Raw genomic sequence first — 24,651 nt, 5'->3', positions numbered from 1 at the left:
TTCTAATAATGGTTTGGCGGGCCGTATAGTTAGAAATCTGTTGAAATTTTTAGTGTTAAAATTTCTTTAGTCAGATAAGTCGATTACAAATTTATTTATTTTAGATTAAAAAATTTAATTACATTTTGTCATAGTGCGCATATTGTGAATATCCGCTTTGGCTTTTTTCTGGTTTTAAGCCGGGTAGCGCAGAACCAGTTATTTGTAAGTTTTCAGGTGCATTTATATTCTTCATGGAAATCAATCTTCGGCCATTTAAATCTTTAATGATTTGTTGGCGTAATGGCGATAATAATCGATCCATTGATCCATCTTGCAATGCTCGCTGCATGCCTAGTGCGACACGTTTAGCTAGTTCAGGTTTTTCTTGGCTGACATAAAAATAAATGGGCATAGGCAGATAAAGCATAATTTTAGGGTCGGCAATCACCTGCGATGTATGGGTTATATCTACTTTTGTAGTCATAGCTGGAACAATGGCAGGGCTGACAACTAAATCTACTCTTTGTAGCTCAACCATTGATTTGAGTGAAGCACCAGCAGAAACTCGCCGCACTTTTAGCCCATTTCTGACCAATAAATCGCCGAGTAATTTTCCACAACCACTTTGCATGGCGGTAGTTTTTAAACGTAATTGTTCAGCACGATCCACCCACGACAGAGAAGGACCAATGTTGTTGCGATAGATTTTTTGATAGCCAGAGAGCCCTTGAAATACCGGGATAGGAATCGGGATGCTACTAGCAGGCCATTGGTCTGCAGCTGGAGCTGCCTGAATATCTAGCTTGTCACTAAATTGCAGCTCAAGCATTGCCCGAGACAAAGGTAAGGAAACCCGGGTGTATTGGATGTTAGGTTCGCCGTATTCACTGATGCTTTTTTCCAGTGCCAGTCGTAATATTTTTTCAGCAGTATCGCTATACCAACAAGCAGCATCGCTTGGATTGTTGATCATGATGGGTTGGCCAGCAATGGCAGGTTGAGGTGACAGCAGAACCCCAAGCGACATGCCGAAAAATAAGCCAACAACAGCGAAATTTTTTAGTTTCATTATTGTTATTCTTTTAATTATTATTTTTGTATCGCTACAAAAGTACTCAATAGCAACTGATCAAGCTGGAATTACTGCTGTCTGACGTCATGAGCACATCAGATTTAATACCGCTCAAGCAATATTCGTATAAAACACACTGAGTAGCGACTTTTAAAACTAGTCGCCACTTCTTAATCGAGCAAGCTTAATTCTACTGATTTTTAGAATTTACATTTTACTTGGTAGATTGCTCAATCAGCCAGCTTCCATTCAGCTGGAATTCGTTCCGCTGGCCATATATCAACTTCGCCGCTTTCTTGGTCAAAAACGATACCAGCAAGGCCAGTTTGTAGCTGGTGTTCAATTTGCTGTACTTTTTGCATAAGTGACCATTCTTGCATACCATAATCTGTCCCGTTGCGCGTGACAAATTCTTCTAGCATTCTGGATAAATTTTCCTTTGGAATCTGTGACAAAGGTATCTGAATCATGATTTTTCAGCTTCTACCGATTGGATAATATTTGAAAGAGAAGTATCCCAGCCTTGATTAAACCAATCTTCGATAAGCTGGCGGGCTACTGCTATGGTGGGCGGCAATTTTAATTCACCGCTGTTTAATTGATCGACGATTTCTTGGCGGGTGAACCAGCGAGCTTCTGCTAATTCCTGATCATGCAAAGTAATATCCCTGCTAACCGGTGTAGCGGTAAAGGCGAGCATCAAAGAATTAGGAAATGGCCAAGGTTGAGAAGAATGATAAATCGGATCGATGATTTTTATTCCAGATTCTTCCATCACCTCTCTAGCAACCGCTTGCTCTAGACTTTCTGCTGGCTCTACATAACCTGCTAAGGTCGAAAACCTACCTGCTTGCCATTGTTCTTGTCTACCAAGTAAGCAACTGGTTTGATCATGCACCAACATAATTACCGATGGATCAATTCTGGGATAGGTTTTGTGTTGGCAGTCCAAATTGCTACAGAGGATTTCATGGCCACCGGCTTCAAGCGTTGTTTTGTTGCCGCAACAGCCACAAAATTGATGCCGTCTGTGCCAATGTAAAAGCGTGGACGCCATTGCCAGCAAACTGCCCTGGCGTTCGCTGCTGACCATAGCTAGCTCTCTGGGATAACACCACTCTCCCGGTAGTTTTTCCAGTTCACTGTCGCTTAGGTCTAAATGTGAAATGTCTAACGCAAACTCTGCAATTTCCCCTTTGCTCAGCGCGCCTTCTTGGCAGCAGTCTGTTTCAGAGCTACAAGGAACGGTGCCTAGAAATACCCAGCTATCTAAATGCTTAAGTAATTTAGCTACTTGCTGATGAAAGCAGGCAACCAAACCTTTTTCAGGTATGCCGAGCCATTGTTCACCGTGGCATAAATAGAAGAGGCTTTTCTCATCGAGTAATTTTTTGACCAGCCATTGCTGGTTATGGCGTTTCTCTCCAGTACGATCGAGTGAAACACGAGAAAAAAAATTGGCTTGGTTCATCGTGAATCTATCCCCTGAAATGGGCTGCACTTGCTATGCAACAGCAAAAGATAGGTCTGTTATATCAGAATTTTTATCTAAAGACTGAACCAGAAAATATCTATGAACATTGCATGGTAGAAAAAGAAGTCGCTTGGATTACTTTTGTTTCGAGCGAACCATTATTTGATCGCCATGCCCGCCGCATAGCCGCTACTCCAGGCCCATTGAAAATTGAACCCACCAAGGTGACCGGTGACATCGAGTACTTCACCAACCACGTATAATCCGGGAGCTTTTTTGCTTTGCATGGTTTTTGAAGAGAAGCCGTCGGTATCGACACCACCAATGGTGACTTCTGCGGTGCGGTAGCCCTCGGTGCCAGTAGGCGTTAATTCCCAGCTTTGCAGGCAATCAATTAATTGCTGTTGTAGCTGCTTTTTCATTTGCCCTAGTGGCCCATCGCTGATTTTCCACAGCGGCATTAATGCTTCGACTAATCGCTTGGGAAATTGCTTGGCCAGTTGAGTGGAGATCATCCGGTTAGGGTGGGTTTCTCTGGCATTCATTAGCCAATCGGCAGCATTTTCGTCTGGTAATAAATCAATGGAAATACTATCTCCTTTGTTCCAATAGTTAGATATCTGCAGTACTGAAGGGCCACTAATACCTTTATGGGTAAATAGCAGAGCTTCTGAAAAGCTTTTTTTATTGCAGCTAATCGCTACTGGCAAGCTAATGCCGGCCAAGATTTTTAATGGGCCGTTGGAAACTTCTTGCAGAATAAAGGGAACCAGTGCCGGGCGCAGTGGAATAACTTTATGGCCGTATTGGCGGAAAATACGATGGCCGATATCAGTTGAATCCATGCTGGGGACAGTTAAACCGCCGGTAGCAATTACCACCGATTTTGCATTTAGCTGACCTTGGTTGGTATCAAGTACAAAAGGTTGCTGGCCGGAGACATTTTCTAGCGTGCAGTTTTTGAGCAGTTCAACACCGCTTTTATCACAACGGTCTAGCAATAGTTTGACGATATCTGCTGCGGTATCGTCGCAAAACAATTGGCCATGCTCGCGTTCGTGCCAATTGATTCCTGCTTCAATCACTAACGCTTGAAAATCCCATTGATTAAATTGTGATAATGCAGATTTAACAAAGTGTGGGTTAGAGCAGAGGAAATTTTCATGGGTGGTATACAAGTTAGTAAAATTACAACGCCCCCCGCCGGACATTAATATTTTTCGGCCAGGTTTTTTTGATTGTTCAATCATTAAAACTTTTTTGCCGCGTTCTGCTGCTGTAGCAGCACACATCATACCTGCTGCGCCTGCGCCAATTACTATCACATCGTACATCTGTTTTTTATTGACCATTATTTATTCACTAATAACTAAAACTTTAATCTTTTAAAATCAAGCGAGATATTGCAGCATCAAGCCACAGAAAATAACACCGCCAAGCCAGCTATTATTCAAAAATGCTCGAAAGCAGTCAGCGGGTTCACAATGACGGGTTAGCCATTGTTGCCATAGCACCATGGTGCTGGCAAGCAATAGGCTGCTGTTGTAATAAATGCCGTATCCTTCCAACCAGCCAAGTAACCAAAAACCAGCAAGGGTTAATGCTTGTAAAATACCCACAATTAACCGGTCATAATTACCAAAGAGGATCGCAGTAGATTTAATGCCAATTTTTAAATCGTCAGGGCGATCGACCATGGCATATTGAGTGTCGTAGGCAATGGTCCAGATAAGATTTAACACAAAGACTAACCAAGCAATCATTGGAACGGTGGCGGTTTCTGCAGCAAAGGCCATAGGAACACTCCAACTAAAAGCAATGCCAAGGCCAAGCTGTGGCAAGTTGGTGTAGCGTTTTAAAAATGGATAAACCGTGGCAAAAACAGCACCAGCAAAAGCCATAATGATGGTTAGCGTATTTTGAGTAAATACTAAAATTAATGCCAACAATCCAAGCAGACCGAATAAAACTAAGGCCTCAGTACCAGTCACTCTACCACTAGCAAGTGGTCGGTTTTTGGTCCGTTCGACATGGCCGTCTACTTTTCTGTCGGCGTAATCATTAATTACGCAACCCGCTGAGCGCATCAGAAATACGCCTGCAATAAATACCGCAACTACTGAGGCTTTTGGCATTCCATTACCGGCAATCCACAGTGCCCACAGAGTTGGCCATAATAAAAGTAAACTGCCAACTGGCCGATCTAAACGCATTAACTGACCATACGCAATAATTCGCTTTGCAAGCACTTTTGTTAAATCTCCTGGATATACATCGATAAATAAATCGATTTACGCCTGGTTTTTTAATAACTCAGGTAGAAAAAATTCACTGACAAGTAATGGCTGATTGTTTAATTTAAATACCGAGCGGCGCCCCCAAAGCTCTGAAGGCCATAAGTCAATTGGTGCAGCTGAGCATGCTTGCCAAAATTGTTTGTGCCGTGAATCGCACCGAGTCACTGATAGAGGGCCGCGTATTACCGAGTGATCTGAAAATAATTTTTCACCTAAAGGTCGACTCCCCAATCTGGTTAAAAAACGGCCAGGGCCGCGAAAAGTTGCATCTGGAATAATGCTTCTGGCGTATACCAAAGGCTTTTCTCCATCACATAGAAGTACTTCTCGAACCATAGCCCGCTTTCGCGGTGGAATATCAAGAATTTGCCGCTCATCTTGTAGTATGCCCTGCCAGGCCTGGCTGAGCAGAATTACCTTAAAACCACAGGCAGAATAAGCTTGTAGTCTCCGGGTTAATGACCCTTTATCCAGCAACCAGCTTCGTAATGGAGCAGGGAGTTGCTGCTGGCTCCAGCAACCTGCAGTTCGCCAGTCAGCAGGGCTGTGCCCAAGGTGCAGCGAAGGGCAATTCAGCGTCACAAATTTTCTCAATCAGATAAGGTTTGGCGATTATAACACCGCGCCTGAGCTTTTCCTGCGATCCGAAAGAGATATAGTTGGGCGATTGCGTGTTAATAGCCTTTGTGAAGTTGTGATTCGGTGGGCAAATTTTTATCTGCTAATGCAGTTTTAAAATTGCGACTGAACGGAGATCAGGTAAGTTTTTCCTGATAGATTTTATTGTGATGTCCCTAGAGGTTTTCATGCTGCAAAAACTGCTGACTTTCTTAATGCTAATTGCTTTGGCGCTTCCTGTCACGGCTCAACAATCGGGTACTGATCAGATTGATTATGTTGAATTGACCGAACCGTTTACCACTAACTACATGGGTGGTGATGGCAGACTGCATTTCCTGCAGATTCAGGTAACGCTGATGACTCGAGGAGAAATTGCCAGACAAACGGTATATGACAACAAACCATTAGTTCGAAATCAGTTGGCGTTCTTTCTCTTTGGTCAGAGTGAAGACGTACTAAGGCAATCCGGCAGCAAGGAAATTTTGCGTAAGCAAGCGTTGGCAGAAGTTCGACAGCTGCTTACAAAAGAAACTGGATTAGCTTACGGAGTAGAAGAAATTCTATTTACTCGATTTATTATTCAATAATTTGCGATCAATATGTTTGGCTAACTTTCTAGTTGATTCGCTCTAAAGCCCAATCTCATGCCCGTTTTTAAAAAATCGGGGGTGCTATAACAAAAAATATTGATGCTCTCATCAGAATATTCATTTGAGAGGTCAGGATTTATAACTAAACTGACATCAGGAGCTCCCCGGGGATGGCCAGACACCGGAGAGAGAAGCAAAACGGGACCGGAATCAAAATGATAAAGTTGCAATTCAAGCAGCAAGAATACTGGCTGGAGAAGTTTCTCAGCTTTTGTCATCAGCGTAAGTATCCAAACAAGACCAATATTATCTGCCCAGGAGATTCAGCCGACACCTTGTTTTATGTGGTAGAAGGCTCAGTGGCAGTAGTGTTGGAGGATGATGATGGCAATGAACTTATTCTTACTTATATCAATGCAGGTGAGTACATAGGTGAAACAGGTGTTTTCATTGAAAATGAAGAGCGCAATGTCACTGTTCGAACTCGTAGTCCATGTGTGATCGCATCCATCAGTTACAAGCATTTACATAATTTGTTGGAAGGGCAGTTGTTAGCTGAGCAGAAAGATATGTTGCTCTACCTAGGTGCTCAAGTTAGTAAGCGATTAACCCATGCTAGTAGAAAAGTTGGGCGATTGGCGTTTTTAGATATTGCCGGTCAAATTGCACGTACTTTGCTCGATTTATGTAAAGAACCCGATGCAATGACACACCCCGATGGGATGCAAATTTCAATTACCCGTCAAGAGTTGGGCAAGATTGTTGGCTGTACTCGTGAAACAGCTGGCCGAATGCTCAAGGCACTGGAACAAGAAGGTTTGATTTCAGTAAAGGGCAAGACGATCGTGGTTTTCGGTACTCGTTAACCGCATTGTCCTGTAAATAAAAAAACGCCGCGGCTTCTAATGAAGTCGCGGCGTTTTTTTATTCTGCAAGGTTTGTTGCTGAGTGCGGTCATCCCGTATTGAGAGGAAGGGACTCAGCTTAACTTCCCTATCTCTGGGTTCAGCCATTCTCGACTTTGGCTCCTGATTCGCTTTACTGAGTGCATCCATGCACTTTCTAGCGGGAATGACGATTTACCCAAATAACTTGCACAGAACACAATTATTTTTTTACTTACTGGCTTTGAGAAACCATATGCTCGATAGCCGCTAGAATCTCGTCATCTGAACAATCAGCGCAGGTGCCGCGAGGCGGCATGGCATTGATACCGTTAATCGCATTGGTTGTCAGGGTCTCAAGCCCTTTCTCAATGCGCGGAGCCCATGCTGCAACATCACCTAATTTAGGTGCACCCGCTACGCCTGTGCCGTGACAGGCAAAGCAACTTGCGTTATAGACAGCATCACCAGAACGAGCGGCTGCGGGGGCTGCAACTACAGGTGCTGCTGGCTCACTTTCGCCTGCAATGTAGACTTCTCCCACAGGCTTGATTCGAGCATTGATAGCTTCTTCAGACATATCACGATAGTTATCGGCAAATGCCGCAGTCGAAATAGCAAGGGAACCGGCAAGGATATACAGCAGTCTGGCTTTCATCACGCTACCTTTTAATGACTTGGCACACGGCCTGGTCTTTGAGTGAATCAGTAAGTTGCGACGCGGATCTCCCCCGTTCGCAGACCTTTTCGTTTGACAGGCGTCAAGTTTGAGGGGTGCGAGTATAACCATTAAAAAGCTGGGCTTGAATATGTTAGCGGTAAATATCTTTTAGGTAAGGGTCTGCTCACTGGACAGAACAGGGCAGGATCAGTATTATCAGCGCCCGCGTACTGCTGTACGCGCTTGCACCCGTAGCTCAGCTGGATAGAGTATCGGCCTCCGAAGCCGAGGGTCGCGCGTTCGAATCGCGCCGGGTGCACCATATTCTAAAATCGCTTTACCTTTTCGAGGTAGAGCGATTTTTTTTTGCTAATCTTCCAGCAAATCAATCGGTACTGACAGCCCTACCTTGATCGGTTCGATCACTACGTTAGTTTGAAAGCCTCTAATATTGGTGTCGCCAAAGAAGGCTTCTTGGGTGAAGGCTTCCTAACCAGCCATATTTGCTGCAGTAACAATTAGAATAAAAGCTGATCTGCCAGCGACGCAATAACATCACTGTACACAGGCATTAGCTTTCATTTCTTTTTTGAAGCAATCAATCAAATCTGCCCACTCTCGCTCTAGAGTGACCTGAGCAATGAAGGTCACTTCGTGACCAATCATCTTTCGATTGATAGCCGAGACATCCGCCGTAATTGCTTTTTGATCACGTAGTCGCTTAATTCGCCATTGAACCGAGGCTGGAGATAAGTTGATTTGATTTGAAGTTGTCCGGTTGGATTGCTGCATTATCTGCAAGATCTTTCGATCAAAGTTACCAAGCTGAGCGTGTTTGGGCATTCACTGAACCTCAATTTGGGGCATTAGTCGAGTGTGATACAGGGTTAATGATAAAACATGGCTTTGAGCAGTTTGTCGTTGTTGTTTGCAAATCTGCAATAATGCTTTTCAGGTGTGGATCAGCGAATCTATGAACAATTGTCACTACACAGCGTATAATTCCGCTTCTGCTTGTAGGAGTGCTTATGACCGTTGCTGTTTCTGGTTCTGCCAACCAGACCGAAATTAACCAGGATGATATTGCTGCATTATCAATTTCTGGATTACATAAAACCTATTCCAATGGCTTTGTTGCTTTGCGAGGGCTAGACCTTGTAGTACGCCAAGGGGATTTCTTTGCTTTGCTGGGACCTAATGGTGCGGGTAAATCGACCACGATTGGTATTACTAGCTCGCTGGTAAATAAAAGTGCTGGTAGCGTTTCAATCTTTGGACATAGCATCGATAGCGAATTGTCCAAAGCAAAAAAATGCCTCGGTTTAGTGCCTCAGGAATTTAACTTCAATCAGTTTGAAAAAGTGATCGATATCGTCACTAACCAGGCTGGTTATTATGGGTTACCACGAAAAAAAGCACTAAAAAACGCTGAAAAATATTTACGTCAACTGGGTTTGTGGGAAAAGCGCGATGATATTTCTAGAGCATTATCCGGTGGTATGAAACGCCGCTTGATGATTGCTAGAGCTTTAGTTCATGAACCAAAGCTATTGATACTCGATGAGCCAACAGCAGGTGTCGATATTGAATTGCGCCGTTCGATGTGGAGCTTTCTTGAGAGTATTAATGCTCAAGGTGTCACAATTATTTTGACCACTCATTACTTAGAAGAAGCAGAATCTCTCTGTCGCAATATTGCGATTATCGACAAGGGTGAAATTATTGAAAACACTTCAATGAGAACACTGCTTTCGAAATTAAATAGTGAAGTATTTTTACTCGACTGCAAGTCGCCGCTGCCTAATAACTTTGAATTAAAAGGCTTTAATTGGTCTGAAGTAGATCATGGCATTGAAGTTGAGATTCAAAAGCAAGACGGATTGAATCCACTGTTTGAGCAATTGAATCGTGCTGGTGTCGAAATTTTAAGTATGCGTAACAAGGCAAATCGATTGGAAGAATTATTTGTACGATTGGTAGAGAAGGGCGTAGATAACACGGTGGGGCTAGATGCTGAGCAATATGCTGCAGAATCATTGCCGGTTACTTCTGATAATGGTTCTGGTAAAGGGCAGGAAGTAATCTGATGAATGCTAAAGATAATTTAACTGCATTTTTAACCTTGTTACGCAAGGAAATTGATCGAATTACAAGGATATGGCCACAAACCTTGTTGCCGCCAGTGATTACCATGAGTCTGTATTTTGTCATTTTTGGCAATTTGATAGGCAGCAGAATTGGTCAAATGGATGGTTTTTCATATATCGAATATATTGTGCCTGGTTTGATTATGATGTCGGTAGTAACCAACTCATATGCCAATGTGGTGTCGTCATTTTTTGGTGCCAAGTTTGGTAAACATATTGAAGAGTTGATTGTCTCTCCTATGCCAGCCTACTTAATTTTATTGGGCTATATGGCCGGTGGTTGCTTTCGAGGTTTGTTGGTTGGTTTGATTGTAACCGGCGTATCAATGTTTTTTACCGACCTGCAAGTGCATAATCTGGGGATTACATTTTCGGTGTTATTGCTGACATCGATGTTGTTTTCATTAGGTGGCTTTGTAAATGCCACCTTTGCTAACAAATTTGATGATATATCGATTGTTCCGACCTTCATTTTGACGCCACTAACCTACTTGGGTGGCGTGTTCTATTCGATTAAGATGCTGCCGGATTTTTGGCAAACCGTATCGCACTTCAATCCAATGTTATATATCGTCAATGCATTTCGATTTGGCATTTTAGGGGTAAGTGATATTAATGCTTATCTGGCTTTGTCATTAATTGCGCTTCTGACGGTATTAATGTTTTGCTTGTGTTTATGGATGCTGAATCGTGGGATTGGTATTCGAAGCTAGTTTTAGTGCTTTGATTGATGCTCAACTTAGACAGCGGCGCTTTTAGCGTTAACACTTAGGGAAATGTTACGGCTCATGGAGGAGCCATGTCGTTGTCCCGCCAGTTAACGCTGTTATTTACCATGCTCTTGGCACTATGTTTGGTAATCGGTGGCGTATTAAATTTTCGCTTGGAACGTACCCTTCTTCAGCAGCAAGCCTATCAAAGAGACCACCAGGCATTAGAGTGGTTAAATGGTTATCTAAATCATCGCTCTGATCCCGTCGCGATGCTCCCTCGGTTAGTTGATATCAGCGAACCTATGTTAACCGGCAGCCGTGTTCGCCTTTATCAGGCAGATAGCACGGTCTTAGCAGAGGTTGATCTTCGTCCCGGCGTTGGCCAGTTAGAATGGTGGTGGGACTACCTAGGATTGCCACAAATTAGCCAGCAGCTCTTACTTTCTTCGGGTGAAACGCTGGAGCTTTTATTTGAGCCCGTGGCGGAAAGAGCAGAGTTATGGCGATTATTGAGATGGCAGCTAATTAGTTTTTTGGTGCTATGGATTGGTGGCAGTGTGCTAGCAGGATTGCTGCTATACCGATCGCTAAAAGCATTAAGAATGGTTGCGGCACAAGCTGCTGCTATTGCTGATCGTGACTTTACTCCATGTAGTGACATGCCAAACAACATTGACCTTAAACAAATTGTACGTGCGATGAATATGCTGGCTCAGAAAGTACGCAAGATGCTTTCTGAAGAAGTGCGAATGACAGAGAAACTGCGCGAGCTAGCTTATCGAGATGTACTCACTGGTTTAGGTAATGTTAATTTTTGGGAAAGTCGATTATCTGCCGTGATTGGTTCACAAGAAACCATCGATGGTGGCTGTGTTTTATTGATTCAATTAGACCAGTTAGCAACCTACAACCAAACCCATGGCCGGGAAGCAGGCGATCAGTTATTGATTGCACTTGCTGACCAGATTTCAGAGTCAGTTAAGCCACAAGAACGTTCAGTGACTGCACGTTTAGGTGGCTCAGAATTTGCCATATTACTGGTCGATATTAGTGCGGATGATGCAGCAAAAACTGCTGAAAGAATTATTCGAAATAGTTCGATTATTGAACCTAAAGAAGGGTTTGATATTCAGGAAATATTGCATATAGGCTTAGCCTGGTTCAATCAAGGTGCTGATGAAACGCAAATCATGTCTGAAGCCGACATGGCAATGCGAGCTGCCCAACTAAAAGGTATTTCCGGCTGGTTTAGTTACGATGCCAAAACACTGGATTCCAGTCTAGTTCAAGGTAGTAGTCAATGGAGAAGTGCACTACTTCGAGTGCTGGAACAGAAAAACTTGCAGATTGTGGCTCAACCAGTAATTGCTGCTAATAAACAAAGCGTTTTGCATTATGAAGTTTTTGCGCGAATGCCATTGGTATTAGAGGATGGCAGCGAAAAGCTGGCATCTGCAGCAGTATTTATGCCGATGGCAGTTCGAATGGGGTTGGTATCAGAAGTAGATCGATTGATTATAAGCCAATTGCTACAAACACTGGAGCAGGTTCATTGGGATAAAAGTATTCCAATTGTAGTTAATATTTCTGGGCAAACCTTGGCAGATCGTTGCTTTGTTGATTGGCTGAAGCGACAGTTGCAGCGTAGAGTGAATATGCCGCGTATTCTTCTTGAATTGACAGAATATGCTGCGGGACATTTTATTGAAGAGCTTAGAGAGACTGAACGGCAAATAGATTCTGCAATGGTTGGTTTTTCGTTGGATCATTTTGGTCAAGGTTTTACACCATTTGGCTACTTAAACAGTATTCAAGTCGATTACTTAAAACTGGATAGTAGCTATATAAAAGATATTCAGAGTAATCGAGATAACCAGTTTTTTATCCAGGCCTTGGTAGATATTGCCCAAGGGCTCGGCGTTACGCTTATTGGTGAACGAGTAGAAACTGAAACCGAATGGAGAACATTAAAGAATATCGGTGTGGGTGGTGGACAAGGGTATTTGTTTGCCAAACCAAAGCCGCTAACCGAGTGCATTGAACGTTCGATTAGCGATTTTGATCAGACTTCAACTTCGCAATAATGAGTTTTCGTATTACTAAAAGAAAACCCAAGGATTCATTGTTTTGCCAACGGCGTATAAATATAGCCAGCAAGCGACGGCGCAACCTGCAACAATCATTCCCGGTTTACCAGAAATTTTCTTGCGCATTAAAATGGCAGCAAGTGCAATGAACAATATCAGGGCAATCAGCTTTGCAGTGACCCAATCGTTTACGAAGGGATATTGTTTAAAGATGAAAAATAAGAAAATCGCTGATAATAACACTAGTCCATTATTTAGCATGGGTAGTTTGATCATTAGCGAGTTGTCTAGCCAAGCGGGTTTCTTGTTGGCAATCAGAGTTGCAGATAATAAGAAAAACAATGCGAGTACAACGGTAACAAGATGGAAGCTAAGCATGATGTTCTGCATTTGAAATCTGCCTTTGTTGTTAGTTTGCCGTATTATATCCATGAATATAATGCGGTGAAAGAACTGATTGTTGGTGCAAAAGGGGTAGGTGGCTATTAATATCAATGTTTAATAATCGTTAATCTAGCTAATCGGATATGCTGCTGAAGGTTCGTTTATTGATGTATTTGTGTTAAGTTTTATTTAATTATTACAAAAATAATGAATTCGCATTGAAGAAACCTAGCTTTCTCTTTATTGCAGCATTGCTGTGGCTTCCACTGGTTGTTTGTGCTGAAGAATATGTGCAAGCGCAAGACCCCGTAGCAGTAATTGCGCACCCATCTACTCAAGTTATTCAGCTATCCCTTCCGGCTGCTCGTTCTCTTTTTGGATTGCAGCGAAGTCATTGGCCGAATGGTTTGCCAGTTAAATTGGCTATGTTGAATTATCGTAGCCAGATGCACTCAGATTTTAGTAAGCGATTGCTGCGGTTGTATCCTCAGCAGCTGAAATTTTTACAAGACCGGCAGCTACTTTCTGGCAGTCGTTTACCACCTTTAAAACTGGTTTCTCCGCAAGAATTGTTGAAGTTTGTCAGCGAAACGCCTGGTGCACTTGGGTATGCGCGTTATCAGGATCTTAAGCGAACTGAATTGAATGTGCTGGTATTAAGTCTCGATTTCGCCGGCCTACCTGAGGATTGATGATTAGCTAATGCCAATTTTTAGTCTCAAATGGAAGGCCTTAATTATTACTGGTGTTTTGATGCTCTGTTTGGCATCGGTGCTGGGGTATCACCACAATCAGCGGTTGTCAGAGCAAGTACATAGCAGCCAAAGACAAAAGCTAATTGCTAGCTGGCGACAAGCTGAGCGAATTTTTAAAGCACCGGCAAATGATTTTCAACAGCTTGCCCCGCTAGTCGCCAAAATTGATGGCCTCTCCAATTTATTAGGCAAAGATGTTTCTGCGGCAAATGATGTATTGCAGAATAACTGGATGGATCTACAGCTTCATATGGGGCTGAGTTGGTTATCTGTCTATGACCGGAAAAACCAGCTGCTCGCATGGACCGGAGAAAGCCATTCTATGGCTAACCAGCAATTGGAAAAAATACTCAATCAAGCGGCTGAAAGCGAATCGGTAGTGAGTCGGATTGCTTGTCAGGCCAGTTGTTTTCGTTATGGAGCCATACCACTTTTATTGCCTGATGGTCGGCAAATTGTCATGTTATTAGGTTCGCCATTAACGTCGATGGTGTTGGAATTACAGCAAACACTCAGTGAAGATTTAGTGCTGCTAGTAGATGACACTGCAGCAACTGGTCGAGAACTCTCTAGCTGGAAAGCGTCAGTAATTGGCTTGACCCACCAGCATCACACCCTGCCATTATTGTTGGAAGTCAGTCATCAATGGCCGCAAGCATCTAATTTGGATAAAGGCAGCTATTACTGGAAAGATAATCGTACCTATAACATCCACCGTTTCCCGCTGCCTGGCTTTGAAAAAGGTGAAGGCTGGTTGTTGCTCATCGACGATGTCACTGAACAATTTGGTCGCTTAAAGCAAAACTTGCTAGTGAGTCTGTTAACAGTTCTTGCTGCGGGATCTATTTCACTTATTTTGTTGGTTTTGCTGTTATGGCGGCCTTTAGCCAGAATTTCGGAAATATCGCTACTGATTACCGATTTAACTAAAGGAAAAACCGAACTGCTAGATCGAGTCACTGAAAGTCGAGCCAATCAAGGGGCTTTTAAAGATGAATCAGATCTATTGTTAGGTGCTGCCAACGAGTTGACTAATCGAATGAATCTGTTGCATGGCCGGTTGTATCGGCATGTTTCCAGAGCTTCCAAGCAAAGGCAAAGATTCAAGCGACAAAAACGTTTTATTAACGGGATATTGGACTCAGCACCTTTCGCGATACTGGCGCAAGATGCTTCAGGGCGAATTATCCAAGCGAATCATTTTGTTGAGCGACTATCAGGATTGTCGAGCAAAGAGATTGAAGGGCGCTTGTTTATTGAATTAATGGCTCAGCCAGATTCAATGTTGCCAGGTAAATTACAACGCTTATTACGAGACCAAAGTAGCCAATATGAACATGAATGTCAGGTAATACATCCTCAATTGGGTAACCGTTTAATCTCTTGGCAACATGTTCGGTTGTCCTGGGCGATGGCGGATGGTGCTCAGTTATTATCAATTGGCCGCGATGTTACCGAAAGCAAACAAGCTCGCGAAGAAATTGCCTGGTTAGCCAGTCACGATAGTTTAACGGGCTTAATGAATCGGCGGCGTTTTGAAGAAGAGTTAGAGCGATGTTTAGCAATCGCACTGCGTTATAACCATATTGGCGCTTTACTGGTTTTTGATTTAGACCAGTTTAAGGAAATTAATGATAGTTGCGGTCATCACACAGGTGATTTGTTGCTGCGTCAGGTTGCAGATTTATTAAAGAGTAAATCGAAAAAAAGTGATTTAATTGCTCGTCTCGGTGGCGATGAATTTGCTTTAGTTATTCAAGAAACAACAATCGCTGCCGCTGGGCAAACTGCAGAAGAAATACTTAAAGGCATCGAGCAGATTGAAGCGGGGCCTCAATTGAGAGTGTCTTGTAGCCTTGGTGTTGTGATGTTTCCTCAGCATGGGGAAACGGTGCAAGATTTAATGTCGCATGCTGATATTGCAATGTATCAGGCTAAGCATAATGGGCGAGGTCGCTGGCATTTATTTGACCACCGTGAGCAGGGCCGTGAACAAATTCAACAAAGAATGTTTTGGAAAGAAAAACTACATAATGCGATGGAACAAAATCGGATCATGTTGTATTTCCAACCGATACTGCCGTTGGCTAGTCATTTGCCTTTGCATTACGAAGCACTCATGCGAGTTAAAGATGAAAATGGGCAAATTCTTCCTCCGGGGCCTTTAATTATTGCTGCAGAGCAAAGTGGCCTGATCAGTAAACTGGATCATTATATGTTAAAGCTAGCGCTAGATTGGCTAGGAAAATATGATGAGCCGAAACGGCTTGCGCTTAATTTATCTGCGCATTCAATTCAAGACCCTGAATTACTGCCGTTGTTAAAAAAAGAAATGGCACGGTTATCGATAAATCCTTCGCGTTTAATTTTTGAATTAACAGAAACTGCTGCAGTAGCTAATATCGAATCTGCAAGAGAAATGATGGAAGCGATCAACGCGCTTGGTTGTCAGTTCGCGCTAGATGACTTCGGAGTTGGTTTTTCTTCATTTTATTACTTCAAGCAGCTTCCACTAGATTATGTAAAAATTGATGGGGCATTTATTCGCCAGCTCACATCAAGTCGAGAAGATCAGGCTTTGGTAAGAGCGTTGGTGGAAGTGGCCAGAGGTTTCGGCAAGAAAACAGTCGCTGAATATGTTGAAGATAAAGCAACATTAGAGTTGCTTCGACAGATTGGAGTAGATTATGTGCAGGGCTATTATATCGGTAGGCCTCAGCCAACACCTATATGCCGATATAGTCTTCAATCGTTAATTGCAGATGACGCTAATATTGCATAAAAAAACCCGCTAATTAGCGGGTTTTTATTTTAACATGAAATATTTACGAATTGGTCGCAGCGAATTGTTGCCGTTGTAAAATAATCATGTCGACCAAAATATTACCGGTTTCTTTTAAGTAAGGATCTCGGTCATCATCTTTATCAATGTCATCAATAGTTTTTAGTGTTTTCAAACCTAAAGCAGAGCGTCGAGTATTTTCTAACTCAAGCTGGAAGTCGGTACGAGAATCACTTTCAGTCTGCCGCTGGCTTTCATTTAGTGATAATACTTTCCGATTACGCTGTTTGTGATCATATTCTATGAAGTTAACTACATACTGAAAATCTGGGTCGTCATTGACTCGAGATTCATGTTTTTTATTTAGCAGGCTATATAAAGGCTTCAGTGGAGGCTGTTTTATATAATATAAATGATTAATTCTATCCCAAGGCAGTGCGTAAGGCAGAGAGCTTTCACCGACTTCAGTTTTATCAAACAATGATGGGAAAGCTATGTCAGGTAAAACGCCTCGGTGCTGAGTGCTATCACCAGAGATACGATAGAACTTTGCATTGGTGAGTTTTAACCGACCCAAAGTACCGCTCTTTAATGGTTCAAGCCGTTGAACGGTGCCCTTGCCAAATGTTTGGCCACCAATAATCAAGCCGCGATTGTAATCTTGAATCGCACCGGCAAATATTTCAGAAGCAGAAGCACTTAACCGATTAACTAATACTGCCATGCCATTGCGCCAAGCGATTTCATTGCGATCGTTATCTTGTAGCTGTTCCACGCGACCATTTTCGGTTTTGATTTGAACGGTCGGGCCTTTAGGGATAAACAAACCGGTAAGACTGTTGGCTTCGTTTAGTGATCCGCCGCCGTTATTTCGAAGATCAACAATTAAACCATCAACCTTTTCTTTCTTTAGTTCGTTGAGTAGACGGCGAACATCGCGGGTGGTGCTTCGGTAGTTTGGGTCACCCTTTCTATAAGCTTCAAAATCGTGATAAAAGGTGGGAACGTCGATCACGCCAATTTTGTATTGCTGATTATCATCGCCAGTGACGGTGATAATTTTTTTCTTGGCTATCTGGTCTGCGAGTTCAACTTTTTTACGCGTAATATTAATTTGCTTGGGAGGCTGGGTAGTATCACTGCCAGTAACTTGTAGGCTAACAATGGTATTTCGCTTGCCACGAATTAACTGAACAACGTCATCCAATCTCCAGCCAATTACGTCGATTAATTTACCGTCGTTACCTTGGCCGACAGCAATGATTTTATCGCCTGGCTTTAATTCACCGGCTTTATCTGCAGGACCGCCAGTAACTAGCCGGATAACCTTAGTGAATTCGTTGTCTTTTTGAAGAACGGCACCAATGCCTTCCAGCGATCGACTCATGCTGATGTCGAATTGCTCTGATTGCCGTGGTGACATATAGCTGGTGTGGGGATCGACACTTTGAGTAACGGCATTGATAAAAGTGCCGAAGACGTCGTCGCTTCGATATTGTTTGTTATTTTTTAATTGATTTTTATAGCGCTTGGTTAATAGCTCTGGAATTTCACTATTTTTCTTTCCAGATAGCTTCAAGCTCAAAATGTCATTTTTAATCAGCTTGCGCCAGATATCTTGCAGTTCAGATTTATTGGCAACCCATGGGGCTTCTGATCGGTCGATGACTAAAGATTCATCTTTTTTGAAATCGATTTTATCGAACTGGTTTTCTAATAGATCAATCGAAAAAATCAGTCTTTCAGCAACGCGTCTGCGATAACGGTTAAATATTTCAAAGGCGGGTTCGAGCTTTCCTCGACTGAGCTGATTATCTAGCTCGCTTCTCCAGGCTGACAATTGCTTGATGTCATTCTGATGAAAGTACGAACGGCTGCCATCGAGTGATTTGATGTAAGCGTCGAATGCTTGCTGAGAAAGTTTGTCATCAAGATCAAAATTTACAAAATGATTGCGACGTAATAGCTGGAGCACTTCCCGGCTGGACTGAGAATAGCGCTGGTTTGGCTTTAAATCGCTGACCCAGTCATCGATATCAAGCGGCTTGGCCTGGCTTAATACAGGCAAGCTGGAAAAGATTACAGCTGCGAGGAGCAGAGAGCGTTTTATCATAGAAAGGGTTCCTGAGCTTCAGAGCCTGAGTTACAGGATAGCAAGGCTGGATGAAACTGTAAGACTGCATGCCGGGCAAAGAATTCAATCTTGCCCGGCAGTCGCTGGCTGTCAAGCCTGATTCTGGTATTCAAGGGCAACTGATACGGAATCAGCAAACCTGAGAGCATGAGGCTTTTCAACTTCAACTCGGGCGCTGGTGATACCAGGATTGTCCTGAACCTGATCAAGAATACTCTGGCATAGCTTTTCCAGCAGCATAAAGCGACCATCTTCTACCAGTGTAATCACCTGTTTACTAATGGTTCGATAATTGACCGCATCGGTTACGTCATCGCTAAAACGAGCATCATTCTTCGGGTAACAAAATTCAATATTAATAACTACATCTTGCCGGTTTTTTTGTTCGGCTTCATTGAATCCAATATAAGTACGCAGTCGCAAATTTTGAATTTTAACCCTGATCATTATTATTTTACCGGTTAGTTAGTTTTAAGAACTCCGAGCGGGTGCGTGGGTCGGTTCTGAATAATCCGGTCATCATAGATGTAGTCATGGATGAGTTCTGTTTTTCAACGCCACGCATCATCATGCACATGTGTTTAGCTTCGACTATGACACCAACGCCCCTGGCACCAGTCACTGACATAATGCTGTCAGCAATTTGTTTGGTTAACTGTTCTTGAATTTGCAGGCGACGGGCAAACATGTCAACGATTCGAGCAATCTTGGAAAGACCAATTACTTTACCCGTGGGTATATAGGCAACATGAGCCTTGCCAATGAATGGTAATAGGTGGTGTTCACACATCGAATAGAGTTCGATATCTCTGACAATTACCATTTCATCATTGTCAGATTCGAAAATAGCACCATTTACCACTTCATCCAGTGATTGATCATAACCCTTGGTTAAATACTTAAAGGCCTTTGCAGCACGCTGGGGAGTATCCTTTAATCCATCGCGAGTTGTATCTTCTCCAATGGCTGAAAGGATTTTCAGGTAGTGATCAGCAATTTGGTCGGTCATTTCTAATTCCTTAAGCAGAAGGGTCTAAGCGGTGTTCTTTTGCGCCAAGACTAACATAAAGCACCGCAACAGGAACTTTTGGCCAGTTTAAGATGGGCTAAAAGGTGGCTTGCGACATTGACCATTGTGTTTGCCAGTCATTGCACCCTGTTTGTGATAAATATCATAAATTTTAAAGTCATCTCGGTTGTCTTTTTATTGAAGGTTATTATTTAACCTGTTGTTATTTATGATTTTTTGTGTGCTAGCTGAATGATCTGTACTACCTTGCTGGAAAGTTTCTAAATTATGACAGCTTGTTGTAATCCAGTTCTTTGCTAAATTCATCAATAGCGGTTGGCAGGACGCTAGCCGTCAGGGAAGAAATAGTAAGTCTGAGTGCAGGAAGCATAAACACAGGAAGTGTTTCGCATGAAGCGACTGGTTTACTAGGTACAGGATGTACTATCAAGGAAGAACAGGAAGACCATAGGCGCAGGAAGCGCTAACAGCAGGATGCTTGGGACAGGATGTTCTTGGACAAATCGGCAGGATGCCGCAGCACAGGATGTGCACATTGGCCAGAAGCAGTATCTGCAGGATGCAGAACTTTTAAACAAAGTGCCCAAGGATGGGCTAGCTGCAATTTAAGTTCGAAGTAATCTAATCAAGCCGCACTGCGGCTTTTTTATTGCTTATTTTTCAATGGCTTCTTCGTTGATCGGTGTTTTAACACCGAATGACGGCAAACATAAAAAAAAATGGTCAGACAGAGTCATTTTGCTTGCAGCACTTCTATGCTTTCGGTGATTAGGGACATCTTTTTGCCGTCACGGAGGAAGGCTGATGTTGCAGGTTATTCTAAAATTATCCAGATCTACCGCTGCAAGTTTTCTACTGACAGCGTTGCTGATTTCGGCAGTAATGGCAGATGATACTGAAGTTTTTACTCAAAGTAGCTCTTCGGTAAATCCTAATGTATTAATTATTCTGGACACATCAAAATCCATGACTGAAACGGTTGTTACCGATTCATTGATGAGATCCCGCTTAAATATACTTAAAGACGCACTTGATACCATCTTGGATGCATCTGCTGACGTTAATATGGGGATAATGCGCTTTACCAATCCTGGTGGGGCTATATTGTTTCCGGTGGCAGATGTTGATGCGCTGGCTTGTGATATAGAAGGGAATTGTGGTGGTGGGTCTGGTGGCCAACTTGTTACAACGCCTATTCAGACCGGTGCTGACGACACTGAAGCATTTATAATCGCATCAAATTTCGCATCGAGTTCTTCAACAACATTAGCTCGAGCTCCTGGGCTTACGCAATATGAGCGGCAAATTGGTCTGGTTTTCAGAAATGTTGCGGTTCCTCAGGGAGCTACAATCAATGCAGCAGAGCTAGTTTTTCATGCTGGCACATCAACAACAACCAGCGTAGAAACTACTTACCAAATTCGTATTGAGCAAGATCCAACGCCTGATGATCTTCCTGATGGTTCGCAGGGAGGTACAGCAATGGCTACGCGCTGGGCATCAGGGTCAGGCCCTGATTGGTCTGTGCCGTCAACAGAAGAATGGTCTACTACACAAGCGGTCACGTCACCCTCAATTACCACCAATATTCAGTCGTTAATTAATGATTCGGGTTGGTGTGGTGGAAATGATATTGCGGTATTTATAAAAATTGATGCGGGATCAGATTTAAGAGAATTGATTTCATTTAACGCGAATGATGCTTTTGAGCCTAGCTTGGATATAACCTATGACCGATCTGGGGCTACGGGTTGCCAGGAAATTGAAAGGGTCTTTTATGGTGTAAATGAACCTGATGACGCTGAAGAATATGTTAGCTCTTCTAATGCATCCGAAGCTAATGGTTATGTTCATTCTTCAGATGGCAGCTTGAATACACCCAGAGATGAAGGTAGAAACACAAATTCGATATTGGGCTTTAGATTTCAAAATGTAACAATTCCCCAGGGTACTGATATTGTATCCAGTGATTTAAGGTTGGTGACCAGTTTTGATGCTTTGCCAGTTGATGAGCAGGCGATTGATCCAAACTATGGAATTGAATGCGTTATTATTGATCCTTCTGCATGCCCCTCTAAAGGTACTTCAGCTGCATCGGTAATAATTAAGGGGGAAAATACCGATAATTCAGCAGGATTTATTAATGCATCCATAGCCACTATTTCTAACCGTTCAACAACGAGTAGTAGCGTGACCTGGGATCTTCCTAACCAAACAGTAGGTGGTGAAAGTCATGTAAGTCCTGATTTAGAGAGTGTCGTTGAAGCGGTTGTTTCTCGATCTGGCTGGGCAAGTGGAAACAGTTTATCCTTGATATTATCTCCAAATGTTACAACAGGAAATCGTATTTACAGTTCGGTAAGCGCTGCAGTAAGGCCTAGATTAACTGTACGTTTTAAAGGAACGAATGATCCTGAAACGACAACAGTTCGACAAAGATTAAAACAAATTGTTAGTAATATTAATTCAGATAATTTAAATGAAGGCACACCAATTGTTGAAACGTTTTATGAAGCGCAGCAATATTGGTCTGGTGGCCCTGTAGGTTTTGGTAAAACGCGTAATAGTGAGACTGAAGAAGGAACACCTGCAATAGCAGATGAGAAACGCTTCTTCCGGGTGTCGCATCCTGCGTCATATACTGGCGGTACATTAACCCAGCCTGCAGGCTGCTCTGCAGATGATTTAAATAATATTGCTTGTGCTAATGAATTAATTTCTGGAAGTCCAGCGTACATTTCACCTATCGCACATCAATGCCAGCAAAGCTATAACGTTTTAATTACCGATGGAGCACCAACAGGGATAAATAATAGCCAAGCTGATATACAGGCCTTGGTTGGCGGGGGTAATGCTTGTACCGGATCTGGTGGTGGTGTATGTGGCAGCCAATTGCTTTCGTATATGGCAACAACTGACCAATCATCTAGCGAAACTGGTATGCAGGTTGTTCGAACTTTTACCGTTGGGTTTGATTTTAGCAGTACTTATTTAAGTGGTTTAGCTGCAGCTGGATTAGGTTCTTATTTTGCTGAATCAGAAGCGGATGCATTAGTTGATGTATTTGAACAGATCATCGGTGGAGTTGCTACTACTGGCGCAGCATTTGCCGGCGCAGGTATTTCAGTTAATCAATTTAGTCGCCTTTCTCATAATGAAGATTTGTACTTCAGTTTATTCCGCCCGGATGACCGCCCTCAATGGCTAGGAAATTTAAAAAAATATCGAGTTGATTCAGCTACTGGTGAGATAGCGGATGCTAATGGCAATGAAGCAATGGATGCATCGACAGGTTTTTTCAGAGCGACCAGTAAAAGTTATTGGAGCGATAGCGTTGATGGCAATGAAGTAACTTTAGGCGGTGCAAGTGGTGAGTTATCACTAACTGGAAGGAAGGTTTACTCTAGGATTTCTAGCGATGCTCTTTCTGATGCTAGTAATACTATTTCTGAAAATAATTCGACGATTACTATCGCAGCATTAGGAGCAGATGACGCTGCGGATAGATCAGATATTCTTCGCTGGGCTAGAGGTATTGATGTTAATGATGCTGATAGTGACACGTCTACTAGCGATATCAGGCCTTATATAGGTGCACCGTTGCATGGCGAGCCAGTCGTAATTAGTTATGGTGAAAATGACGAATCAATTTTTGTCGGAACTAATGATGGTTTATTGCATGCATTTGATGCAGACGACGGTACCGAGCATTTTTCATATTTACCTAATGGATTACTCTCTAAATTAAAAATATTAAAAGAAAACCAGATAGGAGATTCTATTCCATACGGTGTAGATGGTCAGATTACTAGTTGGGTTGTAGATGGAAATAATAATGGAGTAATTTCCGGGGCAGCTGATAGGGCTTATTTATATTTCGGGTTACGGCGTGGTGGTAATGACTACTACGCACTGGATGTGACTAATAGATCTGCTCCTGCTCATATGTGGCGGATTTCAGGCGGCGTTGGTGATTATACTGAAATAGGACAGAGTTGGTCGCAGCCGATTATTACCAAAATCCTTATTGGTACAGAAACTAAAGATGTATTAATTTTTGGCGCGGGTTACGACACTTCTCAAGATACTGCGACAACTAAGTCAGCTGATGGTCAAGGGCGTGCAATTTATATTGTGGATGCTGAAACTGGAGATAAGCTTTGGGCTGGTGGTTCTGCTAGTGCGGCTGGTATGACGCAAACGTTCACTGGAATGGATTATTCTATACCATCTAAATTATCAGTGTTAGACACTTCTGCTGATGGTTTAGCTGACCGAATTTATTTTGGTGATATGGGGGGGCAGGTTTGGCGGTTTGATATTAAAAATGGCCAGCCAGCGTCAACGTTGGTAACGGGTCATATAATGGCAAGTGTATCGGGCACTACAGCAGCAAATAACCGTAGATTCTTTTATGCGCCAGATGTTTCTTTGAACAATAATCGATTAACACTTTCGATCGGTTCTGGTTGGAGAAGCCATCCTTTGGATGATGTGGTAAATGACCGGTTATATATTATTCGCGATAATAATGTTTCTAATATTCCTTCAACATATCCGGCAACTTTAACTGAATCTACTCTGTATGATGCAACAGATAATTTGATCGGAAAAGGAACAGAAAGCAGCAGTGCAAACTTAAATGCTGCCACTACAAAAGGTTTTTATATTCAGCTTGAAGACGATGGGGAGAAGGCGCTGTCACAAGCAAGAACTGTCAATAACCAAGTATTATTTACTACCTATGAACCATCTGCCTCAGCAATTAGTTGCTCTGCTGGAAGTGGTACATCAAGAATCTATGCCTTTAGTGTTGATACCGGGGCGCCAGTTATCGATGTAGATGGAGATCTATCTATCGCACCGGATACTGATGATCGTCGGCTGTCGTTAGCTAGTCAAGTAATCCCTCCGGCGCCGACTGTCTTGTTTCCTGATGGGGGTGACCCTGTAGTGCTTGTCGGTGGTGAGAAAGTACTTGATGATCTTGATTTTGGACCTCTTGGCCAGAGAACCTTCTGGATTGAAGGAGAATAAG

At 42.8% G+C, this 24,651-nt stretch carries 21 protein-coding genes and 1 tRNA gene; 10 read left to right on the top strand and 12 right to left on the bottom strand.

All coding sequences use genetic code 11. The annotated features are described in order from the left end of the window. Nucleotides 1-118 precede the first annotated feature (118 nt). From DC094_RS07720 to DC094_RS07695, 6 genes are all read right to left on the bottom strand, one after another. Nucleotides 119-1,051: a transporter substrate-binding domain-containing protein gene (locus tag DC094_RS07720; protein WP_116686539.1), complete on the bottom strand. Its 933-nt coding sequence runs from the start codon at nt 1,049-1,051 to the stop codon at nt 119-121. A gap of 233 nt (nt 1,052-1,284) precedes the next feature. Further along, nucleotides 1,285-1,524: a YheU family protein gene (locus DC094_RS07715; RefSeq protein ID WP_116686538.1), complete on the bottom strand. Its 240-nt coding sequence runs from the start codon at nt 1,522-1,524 to the stop codon at nt 1,285-1,287. Beyond that, on the bottom strand, nt 1,521-2,525 hold the full coding sequence (gene nudC / locus DC094_RS07710) for an NAD(+) diphosphatase (protein WP_116686537.1): 1,005 nt from the start codon (nt 2,523-2,525) through the stop codon (nt 1,521-1,523). Before nudC ends, DC094_RS07715 begins: the two co-directional genes overlap by 4 nt. 161 nt (nt 2,526-2,686) lie before the next feature. Then, nucleotides 2,687-3,880 (bottom strand): BaiN/RdsA family NAD(P)/FAD-dependent oxidoreductase, encoded by a 1,194-nt coding sequence (locus DC094_RS07705; protein WP_116686536.1) that lies wholly within the window; start codon nt 3,878-3,880, stop codon nt 2,687-2,689. A gap of 39 nt (nt 3,881-3,919) precedes the next feature. After that, complete coding sequence (gene ubiA / locus DC094_RS07700) at nt 3,920-4,777, bottom strand: 4-hydroxybenzoate octaprenyltransferase (RefSeq protein WP_116686535.1); 858 nt, start codon at nt 4,775-4,777, stop codon at nt 3,920-3,922. Between the two features lie 42 nt (nt 4,778-4,819). Then, nucleotides 4,820-5,407, bottom strand: coding sequence for a chorismate--pyruvate lyase family protein (locus DC094_RS07695; RefSeq protein WP_206605600.1), 588 nt, complete (start codon nt 5,405-5,407; stop codon nt 4,820-4,822). A 224-nt stretch (nt 5,408-5,631) separates the two neighbouring features. On the opposite strand from DC094_RS07695, the gene DC094_RS07690 reads away from it, so the two are divergent. Then, nucleotides 5,632-6,033 (top strand): flagellar basal body-associated FliL family protein, encoded by a 402-nt coding sequence (locus DC094_RS07690; RefSeq protein WP_158527254.1) that lies wholly within the window; start codon nt 5,632-5,634, stop codon nt 6,031-6,033. A gap of 218 nt (nt 6,034-6,251) precedes the next feature. Further along, entirely contained in the window at nt 6,252-6,902 is a 651-nt protein-coding gene (crp, locus tag DC094_RS07685; RefSeq protein WP_170114591.1) for a cAMP-activated global transcriptional regulator CRP, read from the top strand. 253 nt (nt 6,903-7,155) lie between these two features. Here crp and DC094_RS07680 read toward each other — a convergent pair whose 3' ends face one another. After that, nucleotides 7,156-7,578 (bottom strand): c-type cytochrome, encoded by a 423-nt coding sequence (locus DC094_RS07680; RefSeq protein ID WP_116686533.1) that lies wholly within the window; start codon nt 7,576-7,578, stop codon nt 7,156-7,158. Between the two features lie 248 nt (nt 7,579-7,826). On the opposite strand from DC094_RS07680, the gene DC094_RS07675 reads away from it, so the two are divergent. Continuing rightward, nucleotides 7,827-7,903: transfer RNA gene (locus DC094_RS07675), tRNA-Arg, on the top strand. Nucleotides 7,904-8,136: 233 nt separating this feature from the next. Here DC094_RS07675 and DC094_RS22575 read toward each other — a convergent pair. After that, nucleotides 8,137-8,424 (bottom strand): winged helix-turn-helix transcriptional regulator, encoded by a 288-nt coding sequence (locus DC094_RS22575; RefSeq protein WP_241503990.1) that lies wholly within the window; start codon nt 8,422-8,424, stop codon nt 8,137-8,139. A gap of 185 nt (nt 8,425-8,609) precedes the next feature. On the opposite strand from DC094_RS22575, the gene DC094_RS07665 reads away from it, so the two are divergent. The 3 genes from DC094_RS07665 (at nt 8,610) to DC094_RS07655 (ending at nt 12,525) form a co-directional block, all read left to right on the top strand. Next, a complete protein-coding gene (locus DC094_RS07665; protein WP_116686532.1) occupies nt 8,610-9,668 on the top strand; it encodes an ABC transporter ATP-binding protein in 1,059 nt (352 codons plus the stop codon). Continuing rightward, nucleotides 9,668-10,441 carry an ABC transporter permease gene (locus DC094_RS07660; protein ID WP_116686531.1) on the top strand — a complete coding sequence of 258 codons (774 nt, stop codon included), beginning with the start codon at nt 9,668-9,670 and terminating at the stop codon, nt 10,439-10,441. Before DC094_RS07665 ends, DC094_RS07660 begins: the two co-directional genes overlap by 1 nt. An 86-nt stretch (nt 10,442-10,527) precedes the next feature. Next, nucleotides 10,528-12,525, top strand: a complete 1,998-nt coding sequence (locus tag DC094_RS07655; RefSeq protein ID WP_116686530.1) for an EAL domain-containing protein — start codon at nt 10,528-10,530, stop codon at nt 12,523-12,525. A gap of 15 nt (nt 12,526-12,540) precedes the next feature. On the opposite strand, the gene DC094_RS07650 is transcribed toward DC094_RS07655, so the two are convergent. Next, entirely contained in the window at nt 12,541-12,906 is a 366-nt protein-coding gene (locus tag DC094_RS07650) for a SirB2 family protein (protein ID WP_158527253.1), read from the bottom strand. Between DC094_RS07650 and DC094_RS22690 the strand changes: the two genes are divergently transcribed. The 3 genes from DC094_RS22690 to DC094_RS07640 all read left to right on the top strand — a co-directional run bounded on the left by DC094_RS22690 (nt 12,892) and on the right by DC094_RS07640 (nt 16,449). Beyond that, nucleotides 12,892-13,017: a hypothetical protein gene (locus DC094_RS22690; RefSeq protein WP_255420877.1), complete on the top strand. Its 126-nt coding sequence runs from the start codon at nt 12,892-12,894 to the stop codon at nt 13,015-13,017. The two genes, DC094_RS07650 and DC094_RS22690, sit on opposite strands and share 15 nt — an antisense overlap. Before the next feature lie 113 nt (nt 13,018-13,130). Next, entirely contained in the window at nt 13,131-13,604 is a 474-nt protein-coding gene (locus tag DC094_RS07645; RefSeq protein WP_133245496.1) for a hypothetical protein, read from the top strand. A 10-nt stretch (nt 13,605-13,614) separates the two neighbouring features. Continuing rightward, the gene (locus DC094_RS07640) at nt 13,615-16,449 is read left to right on the top strand and encodes a bifunctional diguanylate cyclase/phosphodiesterase (RefSeq protein WP_116686527.1); all 2,835 of its coding nucleotides are present in this window, start codon (nt 13,615-13,617) and stop codon (nt 16,447-16,449) included. A 43-nt stretch (nt 16,450-16,492) separates the two neighbouring features. Here the strand turns inward: DC094_RS07640 and DC094_RS07635 are convergent, their stop codons facing one another. The 3 genes from DC094_RS07635 to folE all read right to left on the bottom strand — a co-directional run bounded on the left by DC094_RS07635 (nt 16,493) and on the right by folE (nt 19,592). Beyond that, nucleotides 16,493-18,562: a carboxy terminal-processing peptidase gene (locus tag DC094_RS07635; RefSeq protein WP_116686526.1), complete on the bottom strand. Its 2,070-nt coding sequence runs from the start codon at nt 18,560-18,562 to the stop codon at nt 16,493-16,495. Between the two features lie 111 nt (nt 18,563-18,673). Beyond that, complete coding sequence (gene folX / locus DC094_RS07630) at nt 18,674-19,030, bottom strand: dihydroneopterin triphosphate 2'-epimerase (RefSeq protein WP_116686525.1); 357 nt, start codon at nt 19,028-19,030, stop codon at nt 18,674-18,676. Nucleotides 19,031-19,037: 7 nt separating this feature from the next. After that, a complete protein-coding gene (gene folE, locus DC094_RS07625; protein ID WP_116686524.1) occupies nt 19,038-19,592 on the bottom strand; it encodes a GTP cyclohydrolase I FolE in 555 nt (184 codons plus the stop codon). Nucleotides 19,593-20,417: 825 nt separating this feature from the next. Between folE and DC094_RS07620 the strand changes: the two genes are divergently transcribed. After that, nucleotides 20,418-24,650, top strand: coding sequence for a PilC/PilY family type IV pilus protein (locus DC094_RS07620; protein WP_116686523.1), 4,233 nt, complete (start codon nt 20,418-20,420; stop codon nt 24,648-24,650). Nucleotide 24,651 lies beyond the last annotated feature (1 nt).

It is taken from the genome of Pelagibaculum spongiae, from assembly GCF_003097315.1.
GTDB lineage: Bacteria > Pseudomonadota > Gammaproteobacteria > Enterobacterales > Pelagibaculaceae > Pelagibaculum > Pelagibaculum spongiae.
This window is presented reverse-complemented; position numbering and strand designations above follow the sequence as displayed.